The sequence below is a fragment of the Chlorobiota bacterium genome, from assembly GCA_016710285.1.
Classification (GTDB): Bacteria; Bacteroidota; Ignavibacteria; order OLB7; family OLB7; genus OLB7.
Genome location: JADJXR010000001.1, coordinates 102,174 through 123,343 on the forward strand (window position 1 = coordinate 102,174; position 21,170 = coordinate 123,343).

7 protein-coding genes are annotated in these 21,170 nt (G+C 57.5%); all 7 read right to left on the reverse strand.

From position 1 onward, the window contains the following. Positions 1 to 188: 188 nt before the first annotated feature. Positions 189 to 1,922 carry a hypothetical protein gene (locus tag IPM61_00380; GenBank protein MBK8909763.1) on the reverse strand — a complete coding sequence of 578 codons (1,734 nt, stop codon included), beginning with the start codon at positions 1,920 to 1,922 and terminating at the stop codon, positions 189 to 191. 274 nt (positions 1,923 to 2,196) lie between these two features. Beyond that, positions 2,197 to 4,635, reverse strand: coding sequence for an S-layer family protein (locus IPM61_00385; GenBank protein MBK8909764.1), 2,439 nt, complete (start codon positions 4,633 to 4,635; stop codon positions 2,197 to 2,199). 118 nt (positions 4,636 to 4,753) lie between these two features. Beyond that, positions 4,754 to 5,746 carry a hypothetical protein gene (locus IPM61_00390; GenBank protein ID MBK8909765.1) on the reverse strand — a complete coding sequence of 331 codons (993 nt, stop codon included), beginning with the start codon at positions 5,744 to 5,746 and terminating at the stop codon, positions 4,754 to 4,756. Positions 5,747 to 5,873: 127 nt separating this feature from the next. After that, positions 5,874 to 11,156: a hypothetical protein gene (locus IPM61_00395; protein MBK8909766.1), complete on the reverse strand. Its 5,283-nt coding sequence runs from the start codon at positions 11,154 to 11,156 to the stop codon at positions 5,874 to 5,876. Beyond that, entirely contained in the window at positions 11,153 to 19,528 is an 8,376-nt protein-coding gene (locus tag IPM61_00400; protein ID MBK8909767.1) for a hypothetical protein, read from the reverse strand. The genes IPM61_00395 and IPM61_00400 overlap by 4 nt, the downstream gene beginning before the upstream one ends. A 175-nt stretch (positions 19,529 to 19,703) precedes the next feature. Then, the gene (locus IPM61_00405) at positions 19,704 to 20,252 is read right to left on the reverse strand and encodes a T9SS type A sorting domain-containing protein (GenBank protein MBK8909768.1); all 549 of its coding nucleotides are present in this window, start codon (positions 20,250 to 20,252) and stop codon (positions 19,704 to 19,706) included. Between the two features lie 73 nt (positions 20,253 to 20,325). Next, positions 20,326 to 20,586: a zinc ribbon domain-containing protein gene (locus IPM61_00410; GenBank protein MBK8909769.1), complete on the reverse strand. Its 261-nt coding sequence runs from the start codon at positions 20,584 to 20,586 to the stop codon at positions 20,326 to 20,328. Positions 20,587 to 21,170 lie beyond the last annotated feature (584 nt).

The following is a 21,170-nucleotide window of genomic DNA, read 5'->3' on the forward strand; positions in this document are numbered from 1 at the left end:
AACATCGGTGTTGGTATTTCCGGTAATCACATTCTGTTCTATCAAAAACAGCACAGGGGGTTTGCGATTGCTGCAAATCCCCTGCTCTGTTGCAAAACTGCCATCGGCAAGCGGAGCTTAGCCCCGTTCAGGCCGATGCAAAGCAACCCTGATCCGTCTGCGCCGCTACGGCTTGTAGGGGGCAGATATTAGTCAATGACGGTTATGTAAAAGTCCATCGCCGCTTCGTCAATTGCCGCGCCAGTTTCGTTGCGGAACTTGACCTCGACCGTACCCGAAGCCGAGACGCGGGCATAGCTGATAATCAAGCCATCGGTAAGCGCGTTTTGTGGGGAGACGATCACCGAGCTTGAGGTTGGGGCGCCGGCAACAGTGAAGGTTTCCACCGACGATGCGTTGGCAGCAACGCTGGCAATGTTTTGGTTCACCGTCACTTTTATCATCCTGCGCCCCCAGGAGAGCGTACCACCAGAAGTGGAAAGGAGCAGCCGTTCATCGGTGCTTGGTGCCGCTGCCGGAAGCGTGTAGGTGATATCCCCCGTTTGTACCGATGCCGCTTTGAACGCTGTGTAGTTGGTGCCGCTTGGGAATGCCCCCGTGCCCGTTTCCGCCTCGAAGAACCGCAGCTCGCTTGGCGCGTTGTCGTTGTTGGCAAGCCAGAGATCGGTGTTGCCGAAGACCGCTACGTTGGCATCGGAGATCGTCATGTCATTGCTCCCAGTATTGCCGCCAAGGAAGCCGAAACTGCGGGCGGCACTCAGCGTTAGCCCACGACCGCCGGGGATTGCCGAATAATCGCCGGCTGCCGTGTTGCTCCGGCCGCCACCCACCGTCGAATAGATCTGCGATGCCGTGTTGAGCTCTCCCCCACCCACGGTCGAAGTACTCCCCGATGCCGTGTTGTTCGCTCCGCCACCCACGGTCGAATAGTTCTCCGATGCCGTGTTGGTCACTCCTCCACCCACCGTCGAATAGCTCTCCGATGCCGTGTTGGCATTTCCTCCACTCACGGTCGAATAGCTGTTCGATGCCGTGTTGTCCCTTCCGCCACCCACGGTGGCATACCTCTGATCGGATGTTGTTCCCGCGTTATCCCCTGCACGGTTGTTCTGCCCACCACCCACCACGCCATAGTCATCCGTGACCGAGTTCACATTGCCAGTTGACCCACCGCCTGACACCGTTGCGCCAATCACTCCGCTTGTCACGCTGTTCCCGTTGAACCCGCCAATGATGTTCGCGCTGGTGGCGTTTGGTTCAAACCGCATCACTCGGCGGCGGCCTTCGGTGGCGGTGCCAGCTTCATCCACGTGAATCTCAAACGCTTGGTTGTCGGTGGTGCCCACAAAGTTCGTTCCGGCGGTGGTGCCTGTGTTGCCCGTTAGATTCCAGCCGCTGCTTGCCCCCCATTCCAACGTTGCTGCGGTTGCCGTTGGCGCAGGGCTGCTGGCAATCCGAAGCACTTGCCCGGCGGATCCGTTGGCTGCCGGAAGTGTGTAAGTGATGTTGTTGGCTTGCGCTTGGGCAACAAACTCCGTGTAATCAGTTCCCCCAGGCTCGGTGATGCGAAGACCGCTTCCAAGCTGCAAGTTTCCACTCAGGAAAAGATGCCGCCACCGGAAAGTCCCCGATCCTAAATCGTAGAGATTATCGGTGCCCGGGAGCAGATGCCCTGAGACAGATTGCGTCCCCCCCGATGGCGTGGAAATCAAGAACTGCCCCGCGCCAGCCGGATCGGGAATGGTTAAGGTCCCTCCGGTAATTGGGCCGGTCGGCGTTTGAATGGTGACAATGTTGTTGTTGTTGTCGTCCAGAACCAGCTTCTGCGTGCGCAGATCGCGATTTTGTGCTGTTGCTGTTAGAACCGAACAAGCAGCAACGACGGCCAGCGAAAGGGTAAACCGTGTGGACATTGTCATCATGGTAGTTCGAGTGTTTACAAGAAGTTGGAGCTAAGGGAAGCCAGTCTCTTCAGTTTTGCATCAAGAATGCATTCCGCTCATGATAGGCTTGGTTGAGGAAGGGGTGCTGAAGCAGCAACGTGTGGTGCAAAAACATTCATCATCGCTTCATCCCTGCCCCTCTCCCAGTCTGCCACGCTGAAGATGAGATCGCCAGCAGCATGGCGGGAGAGGGGAGCAAGAGGAACTATGCGCGAACAGGGAAGGGATCACTCCTCCCGCGTTCTGCGTAACCTTACTGGGTCTCGATCACAACATAGTTGAACTGATGGCTTGACGAAGCCGCAGGCACACCACTAAAGCTGACGGTGAACCCTCCTGTTGTTGCCGAGACGTGCGCACCAGGGCCGACGGCGTTTCCGTTTGCAGGGGTTAGCACCACAACTGGTACAGTTCCGTAGGTAAGATTGAACGTTACCGTTGCTTGTGCGCCGGCTGCTGGGGTTCCGTTGGTTGTGATATTCAACAATCCAGCAACGTCTGTTGCCCTTGTCAGCGTGGCACTGGCAACACCAGCACCAAGCGTTCCGGTTGTGGGGGCCGTGGTCTGTTGGGAGGTGATGTGCCCGTTGGCAACCGCCACCCGCGAGTTTGTCACCGAAGTAGCACCGTTGACCAGGACGCGAACGCCACCAGCACCGCTGTTATCAATCGCGAAGGTTTGGTCGGCGGCGTTGCTGCGGTCAACACCGGTCTCGGTGATGGTGAGATCGGTACCGCCAGCACTGTTGATCGTCAGGTCATCAGCAACCGTCACCGCTCCGCCACCGTCGCTCAAGTCGCCGTTGGTGGCAATGTCCAACCCGCTGCTGCTAAGCTGGAATGTTCCTGTGCCAGCATTGATGTTCACGTTGTCGTTGCCGTCGCCGATATTGGCCGCTCCGTTCAGGTTTGTTGCCCCTGTCACGGTCAGCGTTCCACCAACGGCTGTGTTGCCACTTCCCACCGTGACGGTGAAGTTTGCGCCACCAACCGTTAGGTCGGCTCCGGTGACATCCACGCCGTTTTGTGCATCAACGTTGCCGCTGAACGTCACTTGCGCTCCGCCTGTCTGCGAGAATCCATCGGCAACTGTCACCGCTCCCCCATCATCGCTCAAGTCGCCGTTGGTGGCAATGTCCAACCCGCTGCTGCTAAGCTGGAATGTTCCTGTGCCAGCATTGATGTTCACGTTGTCGTTGCCGTCGCCGATGGTGGCCGCTCCGTTCAGGGTTGTTGCCCCATCAACATTCAGGTTTCCATCAATGTCGGCATCGCCGTCAAGCTGAAGCTCGGCAGTGCCGCCAACCACACCATCAATCAGAAGTTGCTGCGCGTTGGCGTTATTGCCAATCACGTTCCCCTGGTCGTTCGCATCGAATGCGCCGTTCATGGTGATTACGTCAGTTGCCGCATCCCCCAACGTGGTGTTTCCGGTTACCGACAGGTCATCGTTGACGGTCAAGGTTCCGGTGGCATCGCTTAACGTGCCGTCGGTGGCAACGTTCAGCCCCGTGGTGTTGCTTACAGCGAAGGTTCCGCCAGCAGCAGCCAACGAAATGTTTCCACCGTTGGTCGTCACTGTTAGGTTGTCGGTGCCTGCGCCATCGCCTAAAGCGGTTGAACCGGTGACATCAAGATTGTCGTTGACCGTGAGGTTTCCGGTGGCATCGCTTAACGTGCCGTTGGTTGCAACGTTCAATCCGGTGCTGTTGCTCACGGAGAAGTTGCCCGTTCCGGTGTTGACCGCAACGTCGTCGTTGCCATTGCCGATGAAGGCGTTGCCGTTCAGCGTTGTGGTGCTGGCAACGGTTAAGGTTCCGCTGGTGGCGGTGTTCCCCGAAGCAACATCCACCGTGAAGTTGGTCCCGCCAACGGTTAGGTTGGCCCCGCCAACGTCCAAGCCGTTGTTCGCGTCCACGTTGCCGCTGAAGGTGACTTGGCCGCCGCCGGTTTGCGTCAGTGCGTCGTTGATGGTGAAATCTCCGGTAGCGTCGTTCAACGTCCCATCGGTGGCAACATTCAGCCCCGTGGAGTTGCTCAGCGAGAAGACTCCCCCGCCCACCGTTAGCTGAAGATTTCCACCGTTGGTGTTCACCGTCACGCCATCCGAGCCTACACCATCGCCTAAGCTGGTGGTTCCCGTAACCGCAAGGTTTGTGAATGTGCCGGTGCTGGGGGTTGTTCCTCCAATCGGCGTGTTATCAATGGTCCCCCCGATAATCGTTGGCGAGTTGCTCCAGTTTGGCGTTGTGCCATTGCTGATCAGCATCTGCCCCGAGGTCCCGATACCAAGCTGCTGCAAGGTTGTTGTGCTGTTGGCAAACAGCAGATCGCCCGTGGTGTAGGTGTCGAATCCGGTGCCGCCATCAATTGCCCGCAGCGGGTTTGTCAGCGTCAGGTTTGTTCCCCCATCCAGCGTCAGCGGACCGTTGATGGTCTGCCCAGAAACGGAATTGGAGAGGATAAAATAGGCGGTGCCAAGCGCGGTTGGGAAGTTCAGCGTGACGTTCCCAGTAAGGACCGGAACCTGCAAGGTTAGGGAAAACCCGTTCCCCGTTCCATCATCCAGCACAAACCGCTGGGCCGCAAGGTCCCGAGGCCCAGTTTGCGCAAGTGAGGATTGCACCGAGACGACACCAAGGCCGGCAGCAGCAAGCGCCAGGGCTAATCGAGAGTTATGATTGATAGGCATTGAAGTTCACCCGTTGAGTTGAGGAAGACTCGAAGTAGTTCCAGTTCCACGATGATGTTAGTTGCGGTGCGCCGCAGGCTGCAAACGCCCACGGCACACCTTCAGCGTTGCCACGTACTTACTTCACAACAGTGACGGTAAACGTGCCGTTTGCAGGATCAATTGAGCCACTGCTGTAGTTGTTGAACCGCACCGTCACAGTGTTCGCCGCCGACACCCATGCGGTAAAGGTGGAGTTCGCGTTCACGCTTCCGTTCGGAGTGCCCAGGAAGACCGCATCGCCCGCAGCAGCACCGTTTACGGTGATGGTAAGGTCTGCGCTTGTCTGAGCCCCAGTGTTCCCAAAATTGAGCGCGGCTGAAGCAGAGAGGAATTGGGGTCCCCAGCTCATGGTTCCCCCGGTTGTGCTGGAAAGCACTTGGCCATTCCCTGTTGGCGCAGCGGTGGGAAGCGTGTAGGTGATATTCCCCCCTTGCGCGCCCCCTTGGAAGATGGTGTAATCACCACCACCACCGGACTCGGCAACGCGGAGCTGCGTGTTTGCCGTCAGCGTGGTGAACGTTCCGCTGGCGGCAGTGGTGCCACCAATCGGTGTGTTGTTGATTGTTGCATTGCTTATGCTTCCACCAGTCATTGTCAGATTCGACATCGTGATGGCGCCGCTGTAGGTCCCGCTTAGCCGTCCGTTGGGAACGGTCCCGCTGGCAAGATTGCTGGCGTTCAGGTTTGTAAGCCCCTGACCGTCACCACTAAAGAACCCGGTTGTTAAAGTAAACCCACCGGTTCCAGTGATGCCGCCGTTCAGACTTACGCCATCGTTGACGGTCAGGCCGTCGTTAATGGTTTGCCCGCCGGTGGATTCTGAGAGGATAAAGTAGGCTGTGCCAACTCCATTTGGGAGTTGCAGAAGGATATTGCCGGTAAGAACCGGTGCTTCAAGGGTTATGGTGAACGGCGTGCTTGCATCGGGTGCAAGAACGAACCGTTCAGCCGAAAGGTCACGTGGACCGGTTTGTGCGTTCGATGTTGTTGGAGCAACCAACAATCCGCTCGTCAGCAGTATTCCGGCAACCAGGCATGTACGGGCTATCGGTGTAGCGATTGTACGCATAATGAATCAAGGTAGGATTGTCGTGTGATTGGTTGTCGCGTGCGCGCGCGAGAGCACGCAGTTCTGCGTTGCAGACTGAATACCAGTGCAGGGCTGGCACAGATACTGTGCCAGCCCTGCTGCTGAATTACGGATTGATGACCGTGTAGTTGATCACCGGTGAGGCTCCAACCGCTGGTGCAGCCGAGATCGTCACCGTGAAGCCGGTACCTGGTGTCACTGCGGTAACGTACAGCGTGCGCTGGCCGGAGCTGGAGACATCCTGGTAGGTAACGTTGATGATCGAGGTTGCCGTCACGTTCGGTTCGGCGACCGGATAGACCGTCACGAATGGAGCAACTGGCACAAGCTGACCGTAGATGATTTCCGGTCCGTAGGCTGGTGCTCCGGTTCCGATCGTGCTGGTCACCATGTAGCGGCGCGTGGTCGAGGCCGGTGCTGCCGACGAAGTGTAGGCACCTGCGTTTCCATAGACCACGCCGTTTGTTGTTGGTGCCGTGCTGGTGTTTGTACCACCGTTGGCAATCGGCAGGATGCCGTTGACTTCGGTTGCAACCGCCAGATCAACCGCTGCGGTTAGCGAGCCGGTGCGTGCGAAGTCGTTCGACGTAACAACGCCGGTTCCCGACGGAGCAAGCGTTGCACCATTGCCGACCGTCATCGCTGCAGTGGTGTTGTTTCCGCTTGAGATTTGGTTGAACGGAATCGTTGTTGTTGCTGGCAAGCTATTGCTCCATGTTGGAACCCCAGCCGCCACCGTCAAGATGTCTCCGTTCGCGCCAACCGTCAACTTGTCGAGCGTGTTGGCCGCGCTTGCGTACAACATATCGCCCGTTGCGTAGGTGCTTTCGCTTGTGCCGCCGTTTGCTTCCGGCAGCACGCCGCTAACCTCACCCGCTGCTGCTTGCAGGTCAACATTGTTGGTCACCGAGGTCGCGCCTACGAACTGATTGGCCGTCACTGTTCCGGTTCCTGTCGGGGCAAGGCTTGCGCCGTTGCCAACCGTCATTGTGCCGTTCACCGTGATTGCGTCAGCCGCTGCGTTTCCTAATGTGACCGCGTCGTTTGCAACCAATGCCCCGTTCATCGTGCTGCTGCCCGCATAGGTGTTGTTTCCGGTGAACGCGTTGTTCGCGTTCAACAGAGCAACGTTTGCGCTTAAGCGAACATCGGCCACCGTGCCACTGGTAAGGTTGCTTGCATTCAGTGCCGTCAAGCCGGTACCGATACCGGTAAAGTTGTTGGCTACGTTCGAGAAGGTGTTGACACCCGTGAACGTTTGGTTAGCGTTCAACAGCGCAACGTTCGTCGAGAGGCTTGCGTCGGCCAACGTACCTGTCACCTCCGATGAGAGGTTGATATTCCCCGTTGACAGAACCCCAGCCGTTGAGCGAACCGGACCGTTACCCAAGCCTGTCACCGTCACCGATGAGCCGTTCAACACGATTGCATCGCCGCCGTCACCGATGTTGGCTGTGCCGTTCATCGTCACGGTGTTGTTGTACGTGTTCGTTCCGGTCCATGTGTTGTTGGCGGCAAGCAAGCTGGCCATTGCCGCTGCCGGCAAATTGGTCAACCCAGAGCCATCACCGCTGATGATGCCCGAGACGGTCAGGTTACCCGTGATCCCGGTGTTGTCCAAAAGGTTGATCTGGCCACCCGCTCCTGCATCCAACGTCAGGTTGGCCCCTGCGCCGGAACCAATGACCAATGCTCCGTCCGAGGTCACTGTCCGTGGGTTCGCAACACCGTCAATCACGATAGTTGCGCCCGACGAGAGTGTGCCCGCTGCGTGGATATTGCCAAGCACATCCAGCGTGTTGTTGACTGCCCCAGCACCCGGACCGTTGATCGTCAGCTGAACAGCGTCCGTTCCATCGCCCAGAGTGTTTCCTGCGGCATTGGCATCAATCACACCATTGATGGTGATAACATCAGCCGGTGCATTCCCCAACGTCATGTTCGCGTCGAACGTTGCGTTGGCGGTGGTTGTGGTTGCTCCGTTGAACGTGCTGGTTCCGGCGAACGTGTTGTTGCCAGTCAGCGCGTTATTGGCGTTTTCCAACACCACGTTTCCAGTCAGGTTGGCATCGGGAAGGATGCCCGCCACCTCAGCCGTATTCAAGTCAACCGCGTTTGTTCCGGCGGCTGCAATGAAGACGTTCGATGTCACCGTACCGGTTCCCGTTGGGGCCAGCGATGCGCCGGTTCCAACTTGCATTACTGCAGTGGTGTTGGTTCCTGTCGAGATTTGGTCGAACGGTAGCGTTGTTCCCGCTGGCAGCACGTTGCTCCATGTTGGAGCAGCCGCACCACCGGAGATCAAGAACTGACCGGCAACGCCTGCTAACGAGAACTGATATTGTGTTCCATCGCCATAAGCAACCGCACCTGCGGTTGGTGCTGCTGTGCCGTTCGTTCCACCGTTGGCGATTGGCAGGATGCCAGCCACATCCGTTGTCAACGAAACCGAGCCATCAACGATTGTCGCGCTGTTGACGGAGTTTGCCCCCATATCTGCAAGGGCAATCGTGCCGTCGGTAATGTCAAGGCTTGTGACGGTTCCATCGGCAATGCTTGCGCTGTTGACTGCACCAGGTGCAATGTCAATGTTCCCAATCGTGCCGTCAACAATGTTGCCGGTGTTGACCGAGTTTGCGGCCAAATCAATGTTGCCAACCGTGCCATCAGCAATCTCTGTGGTTGTCACTGCACCAGCCGAGATATCCGCCGTTGCAATCGTGCCATCGGTGATGTCAGTGCTGGTGACCGATCCATCAACGATGTTGCCACTGTTGATCGAGTTGGCAGCCATGTCAATGTTAGCAACCGTGCCATCAGCAATCTCGTTGGAGGTGACAACGCCTGCACCAAGATCAACCGTAGCGATTGTTCCATCAATGATATTGCCACTTGCAACCGAGTTCGCCCCCATATCGGCAGCAGCAATCGTTCCATCAAGGATTGCGGTTGTTGTCACCGAGCCAGCACCGAGGTCTGCTGCAACAATTGTTCCATCAAGGATTTCAGCACTTGTTACTGCATTGGCTGCAATCTCTGGGCTTGGATAGGTTCCCGTCAGATCGCCCCCTGCTGCACCCGATGGTGGCAAGCCTGCGAAGGCAAGATCGGCAGTTGTGATCGTCCCGTCCAGAATCTTTGCGGTTGTCACTGCATCATCGGCAAGGTCTTCCGTTAAGATCGTTCCGTTCAAGATTGTTCCGGTTGTCACAGCACCAACAGCAAGGTCTCCATTGACGATGGTTCCATCCAGAATCTTGATGGAGGTAACGGCGTTGTCGGCCAACTTCACGTTCGTGATCTGGCTGTCGGCAATGTCCTCCTCATCAATCGTTCCGTTGGCGATGTCGTCGGTGTTCACCGTGCCATTGATGATGTGAACCACACCACTAATGGAGTTGGCTCCCATGTCGTTGACTGTGATCGTTCCGTCGGCAATCTTGTCGGTTGTCACCGCATCCGGGCCAAGGTCAATGTTTGCGATCCCGTTGTCGGCAATCTTGATCGAGGTCACCGCACCGTCTCCCAGCTTAGCCGTCACCACCGCGCCATCCAGGATTTCTGCGGATGTCACTGCGTTATCGGCCAGCTTCGAGTTGACGATTGCGTTGTCGGCGATGTCGAGCGCGGTTACTCCTCCATCCTGAATGTCAATGGATTGGATCGAGTTGTCGGCGATCTTCACGCTGTTGACAGCGTTGTTGGCAATCGTTGGATTCGGATAGCTACCTGTTAGGTCGCCACCGGCAGGGCCATTTGGTGGAACCGAGATTCCTGGATCCAAATCAACCTGCTGGATCGTTCCGTTGGCGATCTTATCGCTCGTTACGGCATCGGCAGCAAGATCAATGTTCCCTACTCCTCCGTCGGCGATCTTGATGGATGTCACCGCGCCGTCAGCAAGTTTCGTGGTGCTTACCGCACCATCAAGAATCTTCGCTGCCGTCACTGCATCGTTCGCCAAATCTGCGGTCAGAACTGTGCCATCAATGATGTTCGCCGAGGCAATCACATCGGTGGCCAAGTCAACATTCGCGATCGTTCCGTTCAGAATCTTCGCGCTCGTCACCGCATCATCAGCAAGATCGGCTGTCAGGATGCTTGCATCGGCAATCTTTGCCGAGTTCACAGCATTGCTCGCAATCGTTGGGTTTGGATACGTTCCCGTCAGATCACCACCGGCTGGGCCGCCTGGAGGCAGCGTCACGCCTGGAGCAATCTTCGCCTGCGTAATTGCGTTGTCGGCAATGTCAATCGTTTGGATCGTTCCGTCCAAGATGTTCGTTGTTTGGACAGCATCCGTTGCCAACTTCGCGTTCGTTACTGCGGCATTGGCCAAGTCAATGCTGCCTACTCCGCCATCGGCCAAGTCGGCTGTGCCAACTGTCCCGTCCAGAATCTTGTCGGTCGTCACCGCGTCGGCTCCCAACTTCGCGTTCGTCACCGCGCCGTTGGCCAAGTCTGCCGAGAGAACCCCACCATCAATGATGTTGTTCGTCGTCACCGCGTCGTTCGCGATGTCCGCGTTCGTGATCGTTCCGTCAATGATGTTCGCCGTCGAGACCGAGCTGCCTGCCAAGTCGGCGTTGGCAATCGTTCCGTCGGCGATGTCGTTCGTTGTCACCGTTCCGTCAGCAATCTTGATTGACGTAACGGCTCCGTCAACGATCTTCGACGTTCCAACCGCTCCATCGGCCAGCTTCCCTGCCGTCACCGCATCGTTCGCCAAATCTGCGGTCAGAATCGCGCCGTCAATGATGTTCGCCGAGGCAATCACATCATTCGCCAAGTCCGCATTCGCGATCGTTCCGTTCAGAATCTTCGCGCTCGTTACCGCATCATTTGCCAACTCCACACTCGTCACCACACCTGGAGCGATGTCTGGGTTCGGATATGTTCCCATCAAATCGCCACCAGCCGGGCCACCTGGCGGCAGCGTCAGGCCTGGACCAAAGTCAGCCTGCTGGATCGTTCCGTCGGCAATCTTCGCGCTCGTTACCGAGTTGTCCGCCAAGTCGGCTGTCAGGATCGTTCCGTCCAAGATGTTCGTTGTTTGGACAGCATCCGTTGCCAACTTCGCGTTTGTTACTGCGGCATTGGCCAAGTCAATGCTGCCTACTCCGCCATCGGCCAAGTCGGCTGTGCCAACTGTCCCGTCCAGAATCTTGTCGGTCGTCACCGCGTCGGCTCCCAACTTCGCGTTCGTCACCGCGCCGTTGGCCAAGTCTGCCGAGAGAACCCCACCATCAATGATGTTGTTCGTCGTCACCGCGTCGTTCGCGATGTCCGCGTTCGTGATCGTTCCGTCAATGATGTTCGCCGTCGAGACCGAGCTGCCTGCCAAGTCGGCGTTGGCAATCGTTCCGTCGGCGATGTCGTTCGTTGTCACCGTTCCGTCAGCAATCTTGATTGACGTAACGGCTCCGTCAACGATCTTCGACGTTCAACCGCTCCATCGGCCAGCTTCCCTGCCGTCACCGCATCGTTCGCCAAATCTGCGGTCAGAATCGCGCCGTCAATGATGTTCGCCGAGGCAATCACATCATTCGCCAAGTCCGCATTCGCGATCGTTCCGTTCAGAATCTTCGCGCTCGTTACCGCATCATTTGCCAACTCCACACTCGTCACCACACCTGGAGCGATGTCTGGGTTCGGATATGTTCCCATCAAATCGCCACCAGCCGGGCCACCTGGCGGCAGCGTCAGGCCTGGACCAAAGTCAACCTGTTGGATCGTTCCGTCGGCAATCTTCGCGCTCGTTACCGAGTTGTCCGCCAAATCCGCCGTCAGGATCGTTCCGTCCAAGATGTTCGTCGTTTGGACTGCATCCGTTGCCAACTTCGCGTTCGTTACTGCGGCATTGGCAAGATCAATCGAGCCTACTCCGCCATCGGCCAAGTCGGCTGTGCCAACTGTCCCGTCCAGAATTTTGTCGGTCGTCACTGCGTCGGCTCCCAACTTCGCGTTCGTCACTGCGCCGTTGGCCAAGTCTGCCGAGAGAACCCCACCATCAATGATGTTGTTCGTCGTCACCGCGTCGTTCGCGATGTCCGCGTTCGTGATCGTTCCGTCAATGATGTTCGCCGTCGAGACCGAGCTGCCCGACAAGTCGGCGTTCGCAATCGTTCCGTCGGCGATGTCGTTTGTTGTCACCGAGCCATCTTGAATCTTCACAGAGTTGACTGCACCGTCGGCGATCTTTGACGTTCCAACCGCTCCATCGGCGATCTTTCCGCCTGTCACCGCGTCGTTGGCGATGTCGGCCGTCAGAATCGCGCCATCAATGATGTTTGCCGAGGCGATCACATCGTTCGCCAAGTCAATGTTCGCAATCGTTCCGTTCAGAATCTTCGCGCTGGTGACCGCATCATTTGCCAACTCCACACTCGTCACCACACCCGGGGCGATGTCTGGGTTCGGATATGTTCCCATCAGATCGCCACCAGCCGGGCCACCTGGAGGCAGCGTCAGGCCTGGACCAAAGTCAACCTGTTGGATCGTTCCGTCGGCAATCTTCGCGCTCGTTACCGAGTTGTCCGCCAAGTCGGCTGTCAGGATCGTTCCGTCCAAGATGTTCGTCGTCGTCACTCCGTCGGTCGCGATGTCCGTCGTCACAATCGTTCCGTCGAGAATCTTCCCGCTCGTCACCGCATCGTTGGCCAGCTTCGGTGTTGTCACCGAGTTGTCCGCCAAGTCTGCTGTCAGGATCGCGCCATCAAGAATCTTCGCGCTGGTGACGGCATCATCCGCCAACTCCACGCTTGTCACCACGCCAGGAGCGATGTCTGGGTTCGGATATGTTCCCATCAAATCGCCACCAGCTGGACCACCTGGAGGCAGCGTCAGGCCTGGACCAAAGTCAACCTGTTGGATCGTTCCGTCGGCAATCTTCGCGCTCGTTACCGAGTTGTCTGCCAAGTCTGCTGTCAGGATCGTTCCGTCCAAAATGTTCGTCGTCGTCACTCCGTCGGTCGCGATGTCCGTCGTCACAATCGTTCCGTCGAGAATCTTCCCGCTCGTCACTGCATCGTTGGCCAGCTTCGGTGTTGTCACCGAGTTGTCTGCCAAGTCTGCCGTCAAGATTGCGCCATCAAGAATCTTCGCGCTGGTGACGGCATCATCCGCCAACTCCACACTGGTCACCACGCCAGGGGCGATGTCTGGGTTCGGATATGTCCCCATCAGATCGCCACCAGCCGGGCCACCTGGAGGCAGCGTCAGGCCTGGACCAAAGTCAACCTGCTGGATCGTTCCGTCGGCAATCTTCGCGCTCGTTACCGAGTTGTCCGCCAAGTCGGCTGTCAGGATCGTTCCGTCCAAGATGTTCGTTGTCGTCACTCCGTCGGTCGCGATGTCCGTCGTCACAATCGTTCCGTCGAGAATCTTCCCGCTCGTCACCGCATCGTTGGCCAGCTTCGGTGTTGTCACCGAGTTGTCTGCCAAGTCTGCTGTCAGGATCGCGCCATCAAGAATCTTCGCGCTGGTAACGGCATCATCTGCCAACTCCACACTCGTCACCACACCCGGGGCGATGTCTGGGTTCGGATATGTTCCCATCAGATCGCCACCAGCCGGGCCACCTGGAGGCAGCGTCAGGCCTGGACCAAAGTCAACCTGTTGGATCGTTCCGTCGGCAATCTTCGCGCTCGTTACCGAGTTGTCCGCCAAGTCGGCTGTCAGGATCGTTCCGTCCAAGATGTTCGTCGTCGTCACTCCGTCGGTCGCGATGTCCGTCGTCACAATCGTTCCGTCGAGAATCTTCCCGCTCGTCACTGCATCGTTGGCCAGCTTCGGTGTTGTCACCGAGTTGTCCGCCAAGTCTGCTGTCAGGATCGCGCCATCAAGAATCTTCGCGCTGGTGACGGCATCATCTGCCAACTCCACACTGGTCACCACGCCCGGGGCGATGTCTGGGTTCGGATATGTTCCCATCAGATCGCCACCAGCCGGGCCACCTGGAGGCAGCGTCAGGCCTGGACCAAAGTCAACCTGTTGGATCGTTCCGTCGGCAATCTTCGCGCTCGTTACCGAGTTGTCCGCCAAGTCTGCTGTCAAGATTGCACCATCAAGAATCTTCGCGCTGGTGACGGCATCATCTGCCAACTCCACGCTTGTCACCACGCCTGGAGCGATGTCTGGGTTCGGATATGTCCCCATCAGATCGCCACCAGCCGGGCCACCTGGAGGCAGCGTCAGGCCTGGACCAAAGTCAACCTGTTGGATCGTTCCGTCGGCAATCTTCGCGCTCGTTACCGAGTTGTCCGCCAAGTCTGCTGTCAGGATTGTTGCGTCCAGAATTTTATCTGTGTTCACCGATCCATCGGCCAAATCTGCAGTTCCTACTGCGCCATCGGTGATGTTGATGCTCTCAACAGCATTGTTCGCCAGCGTTGGGTTCGGATACGTCCCCGTCAGATCGCCACCGGCTGGGCCGCCCGGAGGCAGCGTCACGCCTGGGCCGATCTTCGCTTGCGTAATTGCGTTGTCGGCGATGTCCTCGGTCAAGATCGTTGCGTTCAGGATCTTCGCGCTGGTGACTGCATCATCGGCAAGGTCGGCGGTGCCAACCGCGCCATCGGTGATGTTCACGCTTTCAACAGCATTGTTTGCCAGCGTTGGGTTCGGATACGTCCCCGTCAGATCGCCACCAGCTGGGCCACCCGGAGGCAGCGTCACGCCTGGGCCGATCTTCGCTTGCGTAATTGCGTTGTCGGCGATGTCCTCGGTCAAGATCGTTGCGTTCAGGATCTTCGCGCTGGTGACTGCATCGTCGGCAAGGTCGGCGGTGCCAACCGCGCCATCGGTGATGTTGATGCTCTCAACAGCATTGTTCGCCAGCGTTGGGTTCGGATACGTCCCCGTCAGATCGCCACCAGCTGGGCCGCCCGGGGGCAGCGTCACGCCTGGAGCAATCTTCGCCTGCGTGATCGAAAGATCAGCGATGTCCTCGGTCAAGATCGTTGCGTTCAGGATCTTCGCGCTGGTGACGGCATCGTCGGCAAGGTCGGCGGTGCCAACCGCGCCATCGGTGATGTTCACGCTTTCAACGGCATTGTTTGCCAGCGTTGGGTTCGGATACGTCCCCGTCAGATCGCCACCAGCTGGGCCGCCTGGAGGCAGCGTCACGCCTGGAGCAATCTTCGCTTGCGTGATCGAAAGATCAGCGATGTCCTCGGTCAAGATCGTTGCGTTCAGAATCTTCGCGCTGGTGACTGCATCGTCGGCAAGGTCGGCGGTGCCAACCGCGCCATCGGTGATGTTGACGCTCTCAACGGCATTGTTCGCCAGCGTTGGGTTCGGATATGTTCCTGTCAGATCGCCTCCAGCTGGGCCGCCTGGAGGCAGCGTCACGCCTGGAGCAATCTTCGCTTGCGTGATCGAAAGATCAGCAATGTCATTTGTGTTGACACCGCCATCAAGAATCTTATCAGTGGTGACGGCTGCATCGGCAAGGTCGGCAGTGCCAACTGCACCGTCGGTGATGTTGACGCTCTCAACAGCATTGTTCGCCAGCGTTGGGTTCGGATATGTTCCTGTCAGATCGCCTCCAGCTGGGCCGCCCGGGGGCAGCGTCACGCCTGGAGCAATCTTCGCTTGCGTGATCGAAAGATCAGCAATGTCATTTGTGTTGACACCGCCATCAAGAATCTTCGCCGTGGTGACGGCATCGTCGGCAAGGTCGGCAGTGCCAACTGCGCCGTCGGTGATGTTGATGCTTTCAACGGCATTATTTGCCAGCGTTGGGTTCGGATACGTCCCGGCAAGATCACCACCGGCAGGACCGCCTGGTGGCAAGAAGACGCCTGGAGCAATCTTCGCCTGTGTCACCGAGGCATCGGCAAGGTCGGTGGTTCCAACCGCAGCATCAGCGATTTTCTGGCTGGTGATGGCATCGTCGGCAACGTCGGCTGTGCCAACCGTTCCATCCAGAATTTTTCCGGTGGTGACGGCATCAGCGGCCAGCTTGGCTTCTGTCACCGAAAGATCTGCCAAGTCCGCTGTTCCAACTCCTCCGTCAGCAATCTTTGCCGTGGTGACGGCATCGTCGGCCAGCTCGGTGTTGCCAACCGCACCGTTTGCGATTTCGGTGCTGCCAACTGCGTCGGAAGCAATTTGCGGGTTCGGATACGTTCCCGTCAGATCGCCACCAGCCGCGCCCACTGGCGGCAGACCAAAGCCTGGAGCCAACTTGGATTGCGTCACCGAGCCATCAGCGATTTCGGTGGTTCCAACCGCAGCATCGGCAATCTTTTGGCTGGTGACGGCATCGTCGGCCAGATCGGCAGTGCCAACTGTCCCATCAAGAATCTTGTCGGTTGCCACCGCGTTGTCGGCCAGCTTGGCATTCGTTACCGAAAGGTCAGCAAGGTCGGCAGTGAGGATTGCTCCATCAAGAATTTTCGCGCTGGTGACGGCATCGTTGGCAATTTTGCCATTGGTGACGGCACTGTTCGCGATGTTCGGGTTTGGATACGTTCCCGCAAGATCACCACCGGCCGGGCCGCCTGGTGGCAGATACACTCCAGCGGCAAACTTCACTTGCGTGATGGATCCATCTTGCAGTTTTGCGGTGGAGATGGAGTTGTCGGCAAGGTCGTTCTGCCCCACTGTTCCATCGGCAATGCGCGACGTGGTGACAGCGTCGGCAGCAATTTTTGCTGTGGTGACGGCTCCATCTTGGATGTCGCCACTTTGAACAGCACCGTCAGCAATTTTCGACGTGGTGACAGCGTTGTCGGCCAGCTTGTTGCTGTTGATCGCGTTGTTGGCGACCGTTGGGTTTGGATACGTTCCGGCAAGATCGCCACCGGCGGGACCGCCTGGAGGCATCGTAATGCTGGCATCCAATTTTGCTTGCGTGATTGCACCGTCGGCAATCTTCGTGCTGGTGACGGCACCGGCAGCAATTTTGTCGGTAGTTACTGCACCAAGCGCAATCGTTGGGTTCGGATACGTGCCGGCCAGGTCGCCACTTGCCGGACCGTTTGGCGGCAACGACAAACCTGGAGCCAGCTTCGCTTGGGTGATGGTGGCATCGGCCAGCTTCAACCCAGTGATCGAGCCGTTGGCAAGGTCGGCATTCTGGATTGTTCCATCCAGAATCTTATCGGTGTTGACCGCTGCGTCGGCAATCTTGTTGGTGCTGACAGCAAGGTCAGCCAGTTTGGATGCACCAACCGAGCCATCGGCAAGGTCGCTTCCAACAATCGAGCCATCAAGGATGCGCGAACTGGTGACGGCATCGTTGGCCAGCTTTGCGCTGGTGACAACGCCATCGGCAAGGTCGGCATTCATCACGCCACCATCCATGATCTTGGAGCTGGTGACGGCATCGTTGGCGATTTTGGTGGAAGTAACAACACCAAGGGCGATCGTTGGGTTTGGATAGGTTCCGGTAAGATCACCACCGGCAACTCCGCCCGGAGGCATCGTCACGTTGGCGGCCAACTTGGCTTGCGTGATCGAGCCATCAGCGATTTTGCTGCTGGTAACGGCTCCATCTTGAATCTTGGTTTGCGTCACCGCGCCCAACGCAATCGTTGGGTTCGGATAGTTGCCAGTCAGGTCACCGCTTGCTGGGCCGTTTGGCGGCAGTGATACACCCGGAGCAATTTTGTTTTGGGTGATGGCAGCATCCTGGATCTTGGAGTTAGTGACAGCCTGGTCTTGGATTTTAATGCTAGAAACCGCACCATCGGAGAGCTTGGAGCCAGTAACGGCATTATCGGCAATCTTGCTGCTGGTGACGGCACCACTCAGGATGGATGGATTCGGATACGTTCCCGAAAGATCACCACCGGCCGGACCACCTGGCGGCAACGAGACTCCAGGGGCAATCTTATCAGAAGTAATTGCACCGCTGGCAATGTGGTTGCTGCGGACGGCGTTGTCGGCGATGATCTCGGCATTGACAGCGTCCTCGGCAATTTTTTGGCGAGTGATCGCGAAGTCGGCGATGTCTTCCGGCAGGATCGTGAAGTTGCGGATCTTCTGCGTGGTGACTGCTTCGTCGGCAAGGTCAACGGTGTTGACTGTTCCATCAACAATCTTCGCGCTTGTCACCGAGTTGTCGGCAAGGTCAGCGGTGATGATCGAGCCATCAATGATGTTCGTGCTGTTGACCGAGTTCGGAGCCAGCTTGGCGTTGGTGACTGCGCCGTCGGCCAATTTCCCCGTGGTGACTGCGCCATCGGCCAGATCAACGGTGTTGACCGAGCCATCAATGATGTTCGCGCCGCTGACGGAGTTCGGAGCCATTTTGGAGCTGGTGACTGCGCCGTCGGCAATTTTGCCGGTGGTGACTGCAGCATCAGCGATGTCAGCCGTGTTGACCGACCCATCAATGATGTTCGCACCGTTGACGGAGTTCGGAGCCAGCTTTGCGTTGGTGACTGCACCGTCGGCCAAGTCTCCTGTTCCCACCGCGCCGTCGGCGATGTCGGCGGAAGAGACCGTGCCATCAATAATGTTCGTGGTGTTGACGGAGTTCACCGCCAACTTGACGTTGGTGACGGATCCATCAGCAAGTTTTGCCGTGGCGACCGATCCATCAGCAAGATCATCCGTTCCCACCGTTCCATCAACGATGTTGGTGGTGTTGACCGAGTTCGGAGCCATTTTCGGGTTGGTCACTGCGCCGTCGGCAATGTCCCCTGTTCCCACCGCTCCATCAATGATATTGCTGCTGCTGACCGAGCTTGGAGCCATTTTTGGATTGGTGACTGCGCCGTCGGCAATCTCACCAGTTCCAACCGCGCCAGCGCGGATTTCTGGGTTTGGATAGGTTCCCGTCAGGTCCCCACCAGCCGCACCGCTTGGGATTGCGCTAACACCCGGAGCCAACTTGCTTTGGGTGATGGAGCCATCAATGATGTTGGAAGTCCCGACAGAGTTCCCAGCAAGTTCGGCTGCGCCAACTGCTCCCGGGCGGATCTGTGGATTCGGGTAGGTTCCGGTCAGGTCGCCGCCGGCGGTTCCGGTTGGCGTGGTGTTCAAGGTTTGCCATTGCGCGCCCGCGCCGGTTGCCATCAGCACCTGCCCGCTTAACGCGCCCAGCGTGCTAATTTTTCCGGTGGTGACAGCACCGTTCGCAATCTTATCGGTGCTGACCGCGCCGTTGCTTAGTTGGTTGGTTCCAACAGCGTCGTTGGCGATTTTTGTGGTTGTCACCGCGCCGTTGGCCAGCATCACATTGTTGACACCGCCATTGGCGATCGAGACGGTGGCGCGCCCATTGTTGACATCAACGTCAATACCGGGGCCGCCTTGAATTTGGTTGATGTTGCCGCCGCTTGGGGTCAACCAAACAACGTTGCCGCTGGAGTTAATGGTCAGGACTTGGCCATTTGTTCCGCCAGCCGGGCTGATTTTTTGCATGGTAATCGCACCATCAGCAATCTTGGCTGTGGTGATCGCTCCATCGGCAACCGTCCATGCGTTCAAAGCATAGGGAACGGAGGTCAACTGCGTGCGTGGCACAAGCTCGGTACCGGTACCAAGCGTGATGCCGACGTAGTATTGCTTGTCGAACGGCAGATTCAGCGGCGAAATCGCGCCGAGAATTGCGTTAAAGATGCCGCCACTTACGGCCATTGATTGGGTTTCGCTCCATAGAGCTACGCCGCCGTTCTGGACATCGTACACGGAAATCGTCATCGTGTAGGAGCCATCGGGGACCGGTTGGCCGCTGGTGCTTGTCAGTCGCCCCTGGTAGTTCATCGTGCGTGGAATCTGGGCTTGTGCCGTATTCACAGCAGCCATCACGCCGAGCAGTGGCAGGGTACTGAGGAACAGTTTACGTCGCATTGTACTATCCCTATGCTTTGTGAGAGAGATTATGGTTTGTTTTGAGAAACGTTTGCTTTTTCTGCGAAAGGCTCCGGCAATTGCCGGATCATGCTTTGTGGAGAATCGAAGGGAAGCTGGCCGGACCGGGCTACTTCACAACGACCATCACGATGGTGCGGCGCGTGCCGTCGGCGATCAGCTGGGCAACGTATTGCCCCGATTCTAGATCAGCCGCGCCAACGCGGACGGAGTAGGCTCCGGCTTCCCGATTTCCTTCCACAAGGGTCAGTGCCTCGCGCCCGATGTTGTCGTAGAGCTTCAGGCTAACAGAGGTGGAACGGGGAAGTTCGAAGCGGATTTCGGTGGATTCGGTAAACGGGTTGGGGATGTTTTGCAACAGCCGCACCCCGCTGCCAGTAACGGCCCCGGCAATCGGCGATTCCTCAACACCACTGGTGCCAACGGGAATGCTGTACCAGAACCCTTGCTGGTTGATCGAGGCAATGCTGGCAACCGGGCCAATTGCGGATTGCCCGAACGTGCCATTAATCACCACCATGCCATCGGTGGCCGGTGCCCCACCCGCCCCAATCACATACGTTCTTTGGATGGTGGATTGCGCCTGTAACTGCCCAATGCCGGACAGCATCGCCAAAACTCCAGTAAGCCAGAGTGCGCGCCGTAACAGTGTTGTCATCATTGCCCTCCAAGTTGCAGCTTGAGTGTGTAGAAGAGGTTTCAACAAGGGATTTGCAGAATCAGTAAGCGTGTTAGTCGGAATGGTTTTCGGATTGAAAGGTTCCGGCATTGAGCGGAGTTCCACACTGGGTGCAGTAGTTGGCAACCGGATGCTGGATTGGCTGCCCACACAAGCTGCAGGAGCGGATAAGTTCATGGCCGCAGCTTGCGCAGAACTTGTCGTGCTGATATCCAAGCGCGCTGCAATGCCCGCATTGGACAATCACCGTCGAGGTTCTTACGAACTTCGTCGCCTCGGCCGACACTGGATGGATAATTGCAGGATGCACCATGCGGAAGGACTCCCGATTGGCCCATGACGGGCATAACGTCTGTCGAAGGGTCTGGCGGCTTTTTCAGCCGCTCCAAAGATACCCCCCCCCGATTTCGCCCACTTCCCTCCCCGATTGCTCCATGTATGGAACCTGATTGCAATTTTTACTTTTGTTGATTCAATCACTTGCCAATCAGCGTTTTACATCCTTATATAATCTGCACAATCAAATACACCACCCTGCATGCCCCCCTTTTTTCCCACTCAACGCCGTTCAATAAGCCAAGCAAAACGATGGCTGGACTGCTTTAGCTATTATGCTCCCCCTTCATGAAAGGCGGTGCAGCGCATCAAGCAAGCGACGCGGAATTGGGGATTACAAGAATGAAAGGCGGAGTTGGCGTTTTTGTAAAAGAATCAACGATTAAAGTGGATTGGGTGGCTATGCTTCAATAGAACTTCCCCTTCCCCTATATTCGCGCTGAACAGATGCCGGTTGGCCCAACAGGGCGTGCTGCGGGGAAGTGAGATGCCCGGGGGAAGTGCCCGCCAACCGTCATTGCTCTGTGGTGATGCTGGCATTCCCCCATCCCTGCGGAATCC

What these genes read in the sequence shown, in the direction of transcription:
- IPM61_00380 (MBK8909763.1), bottom strand. Translation starts at nt 1,922, where the DNA reads ATGATGACAATGTCCACACGGTTTACCCTTTCGCTGGCCGTCGTTGCT.
- IPM61_00405 (MBK8909768.1), bottom strand. Translation starts at nt 20,252, where the DNA reads ATGACAACACTGTTACGGCGCGCACTCTGGCTTACTGGAGTTTTGGCG.
- IPM61_00385 (MBK8909764.1), bottom strand. Translation starts at nt 4,635, where the DNA reads ATGCCTATCAATCATAACTCTCGATTAGCCCTGGCGCTTGCTGCTGCC.
- IPM61_00390 (MBK8909765.1), bottom strand. Translation starts at nt 5,746, where the DNA reads ATGCGTACAATCGCTACACCGATAGCCCGTACATGCCTGGTTGCCGGA.
- IPM61_00410 (MBK8909769.1), bottom strand. Translation starts at nt 20,586, where the DNA reads ATGGTGCATCCTGCAATTATCCATCCAGTGTCGGCCGAGGCGACGAAG.
- IPM61_00400 (MBK8909767.1), bottom strand. Translation starts at nt 19,528, where the DNA reads ATGGCTGCTGTGAATACGGCACAAGCCCAGATTCCACGCACGATGAAC.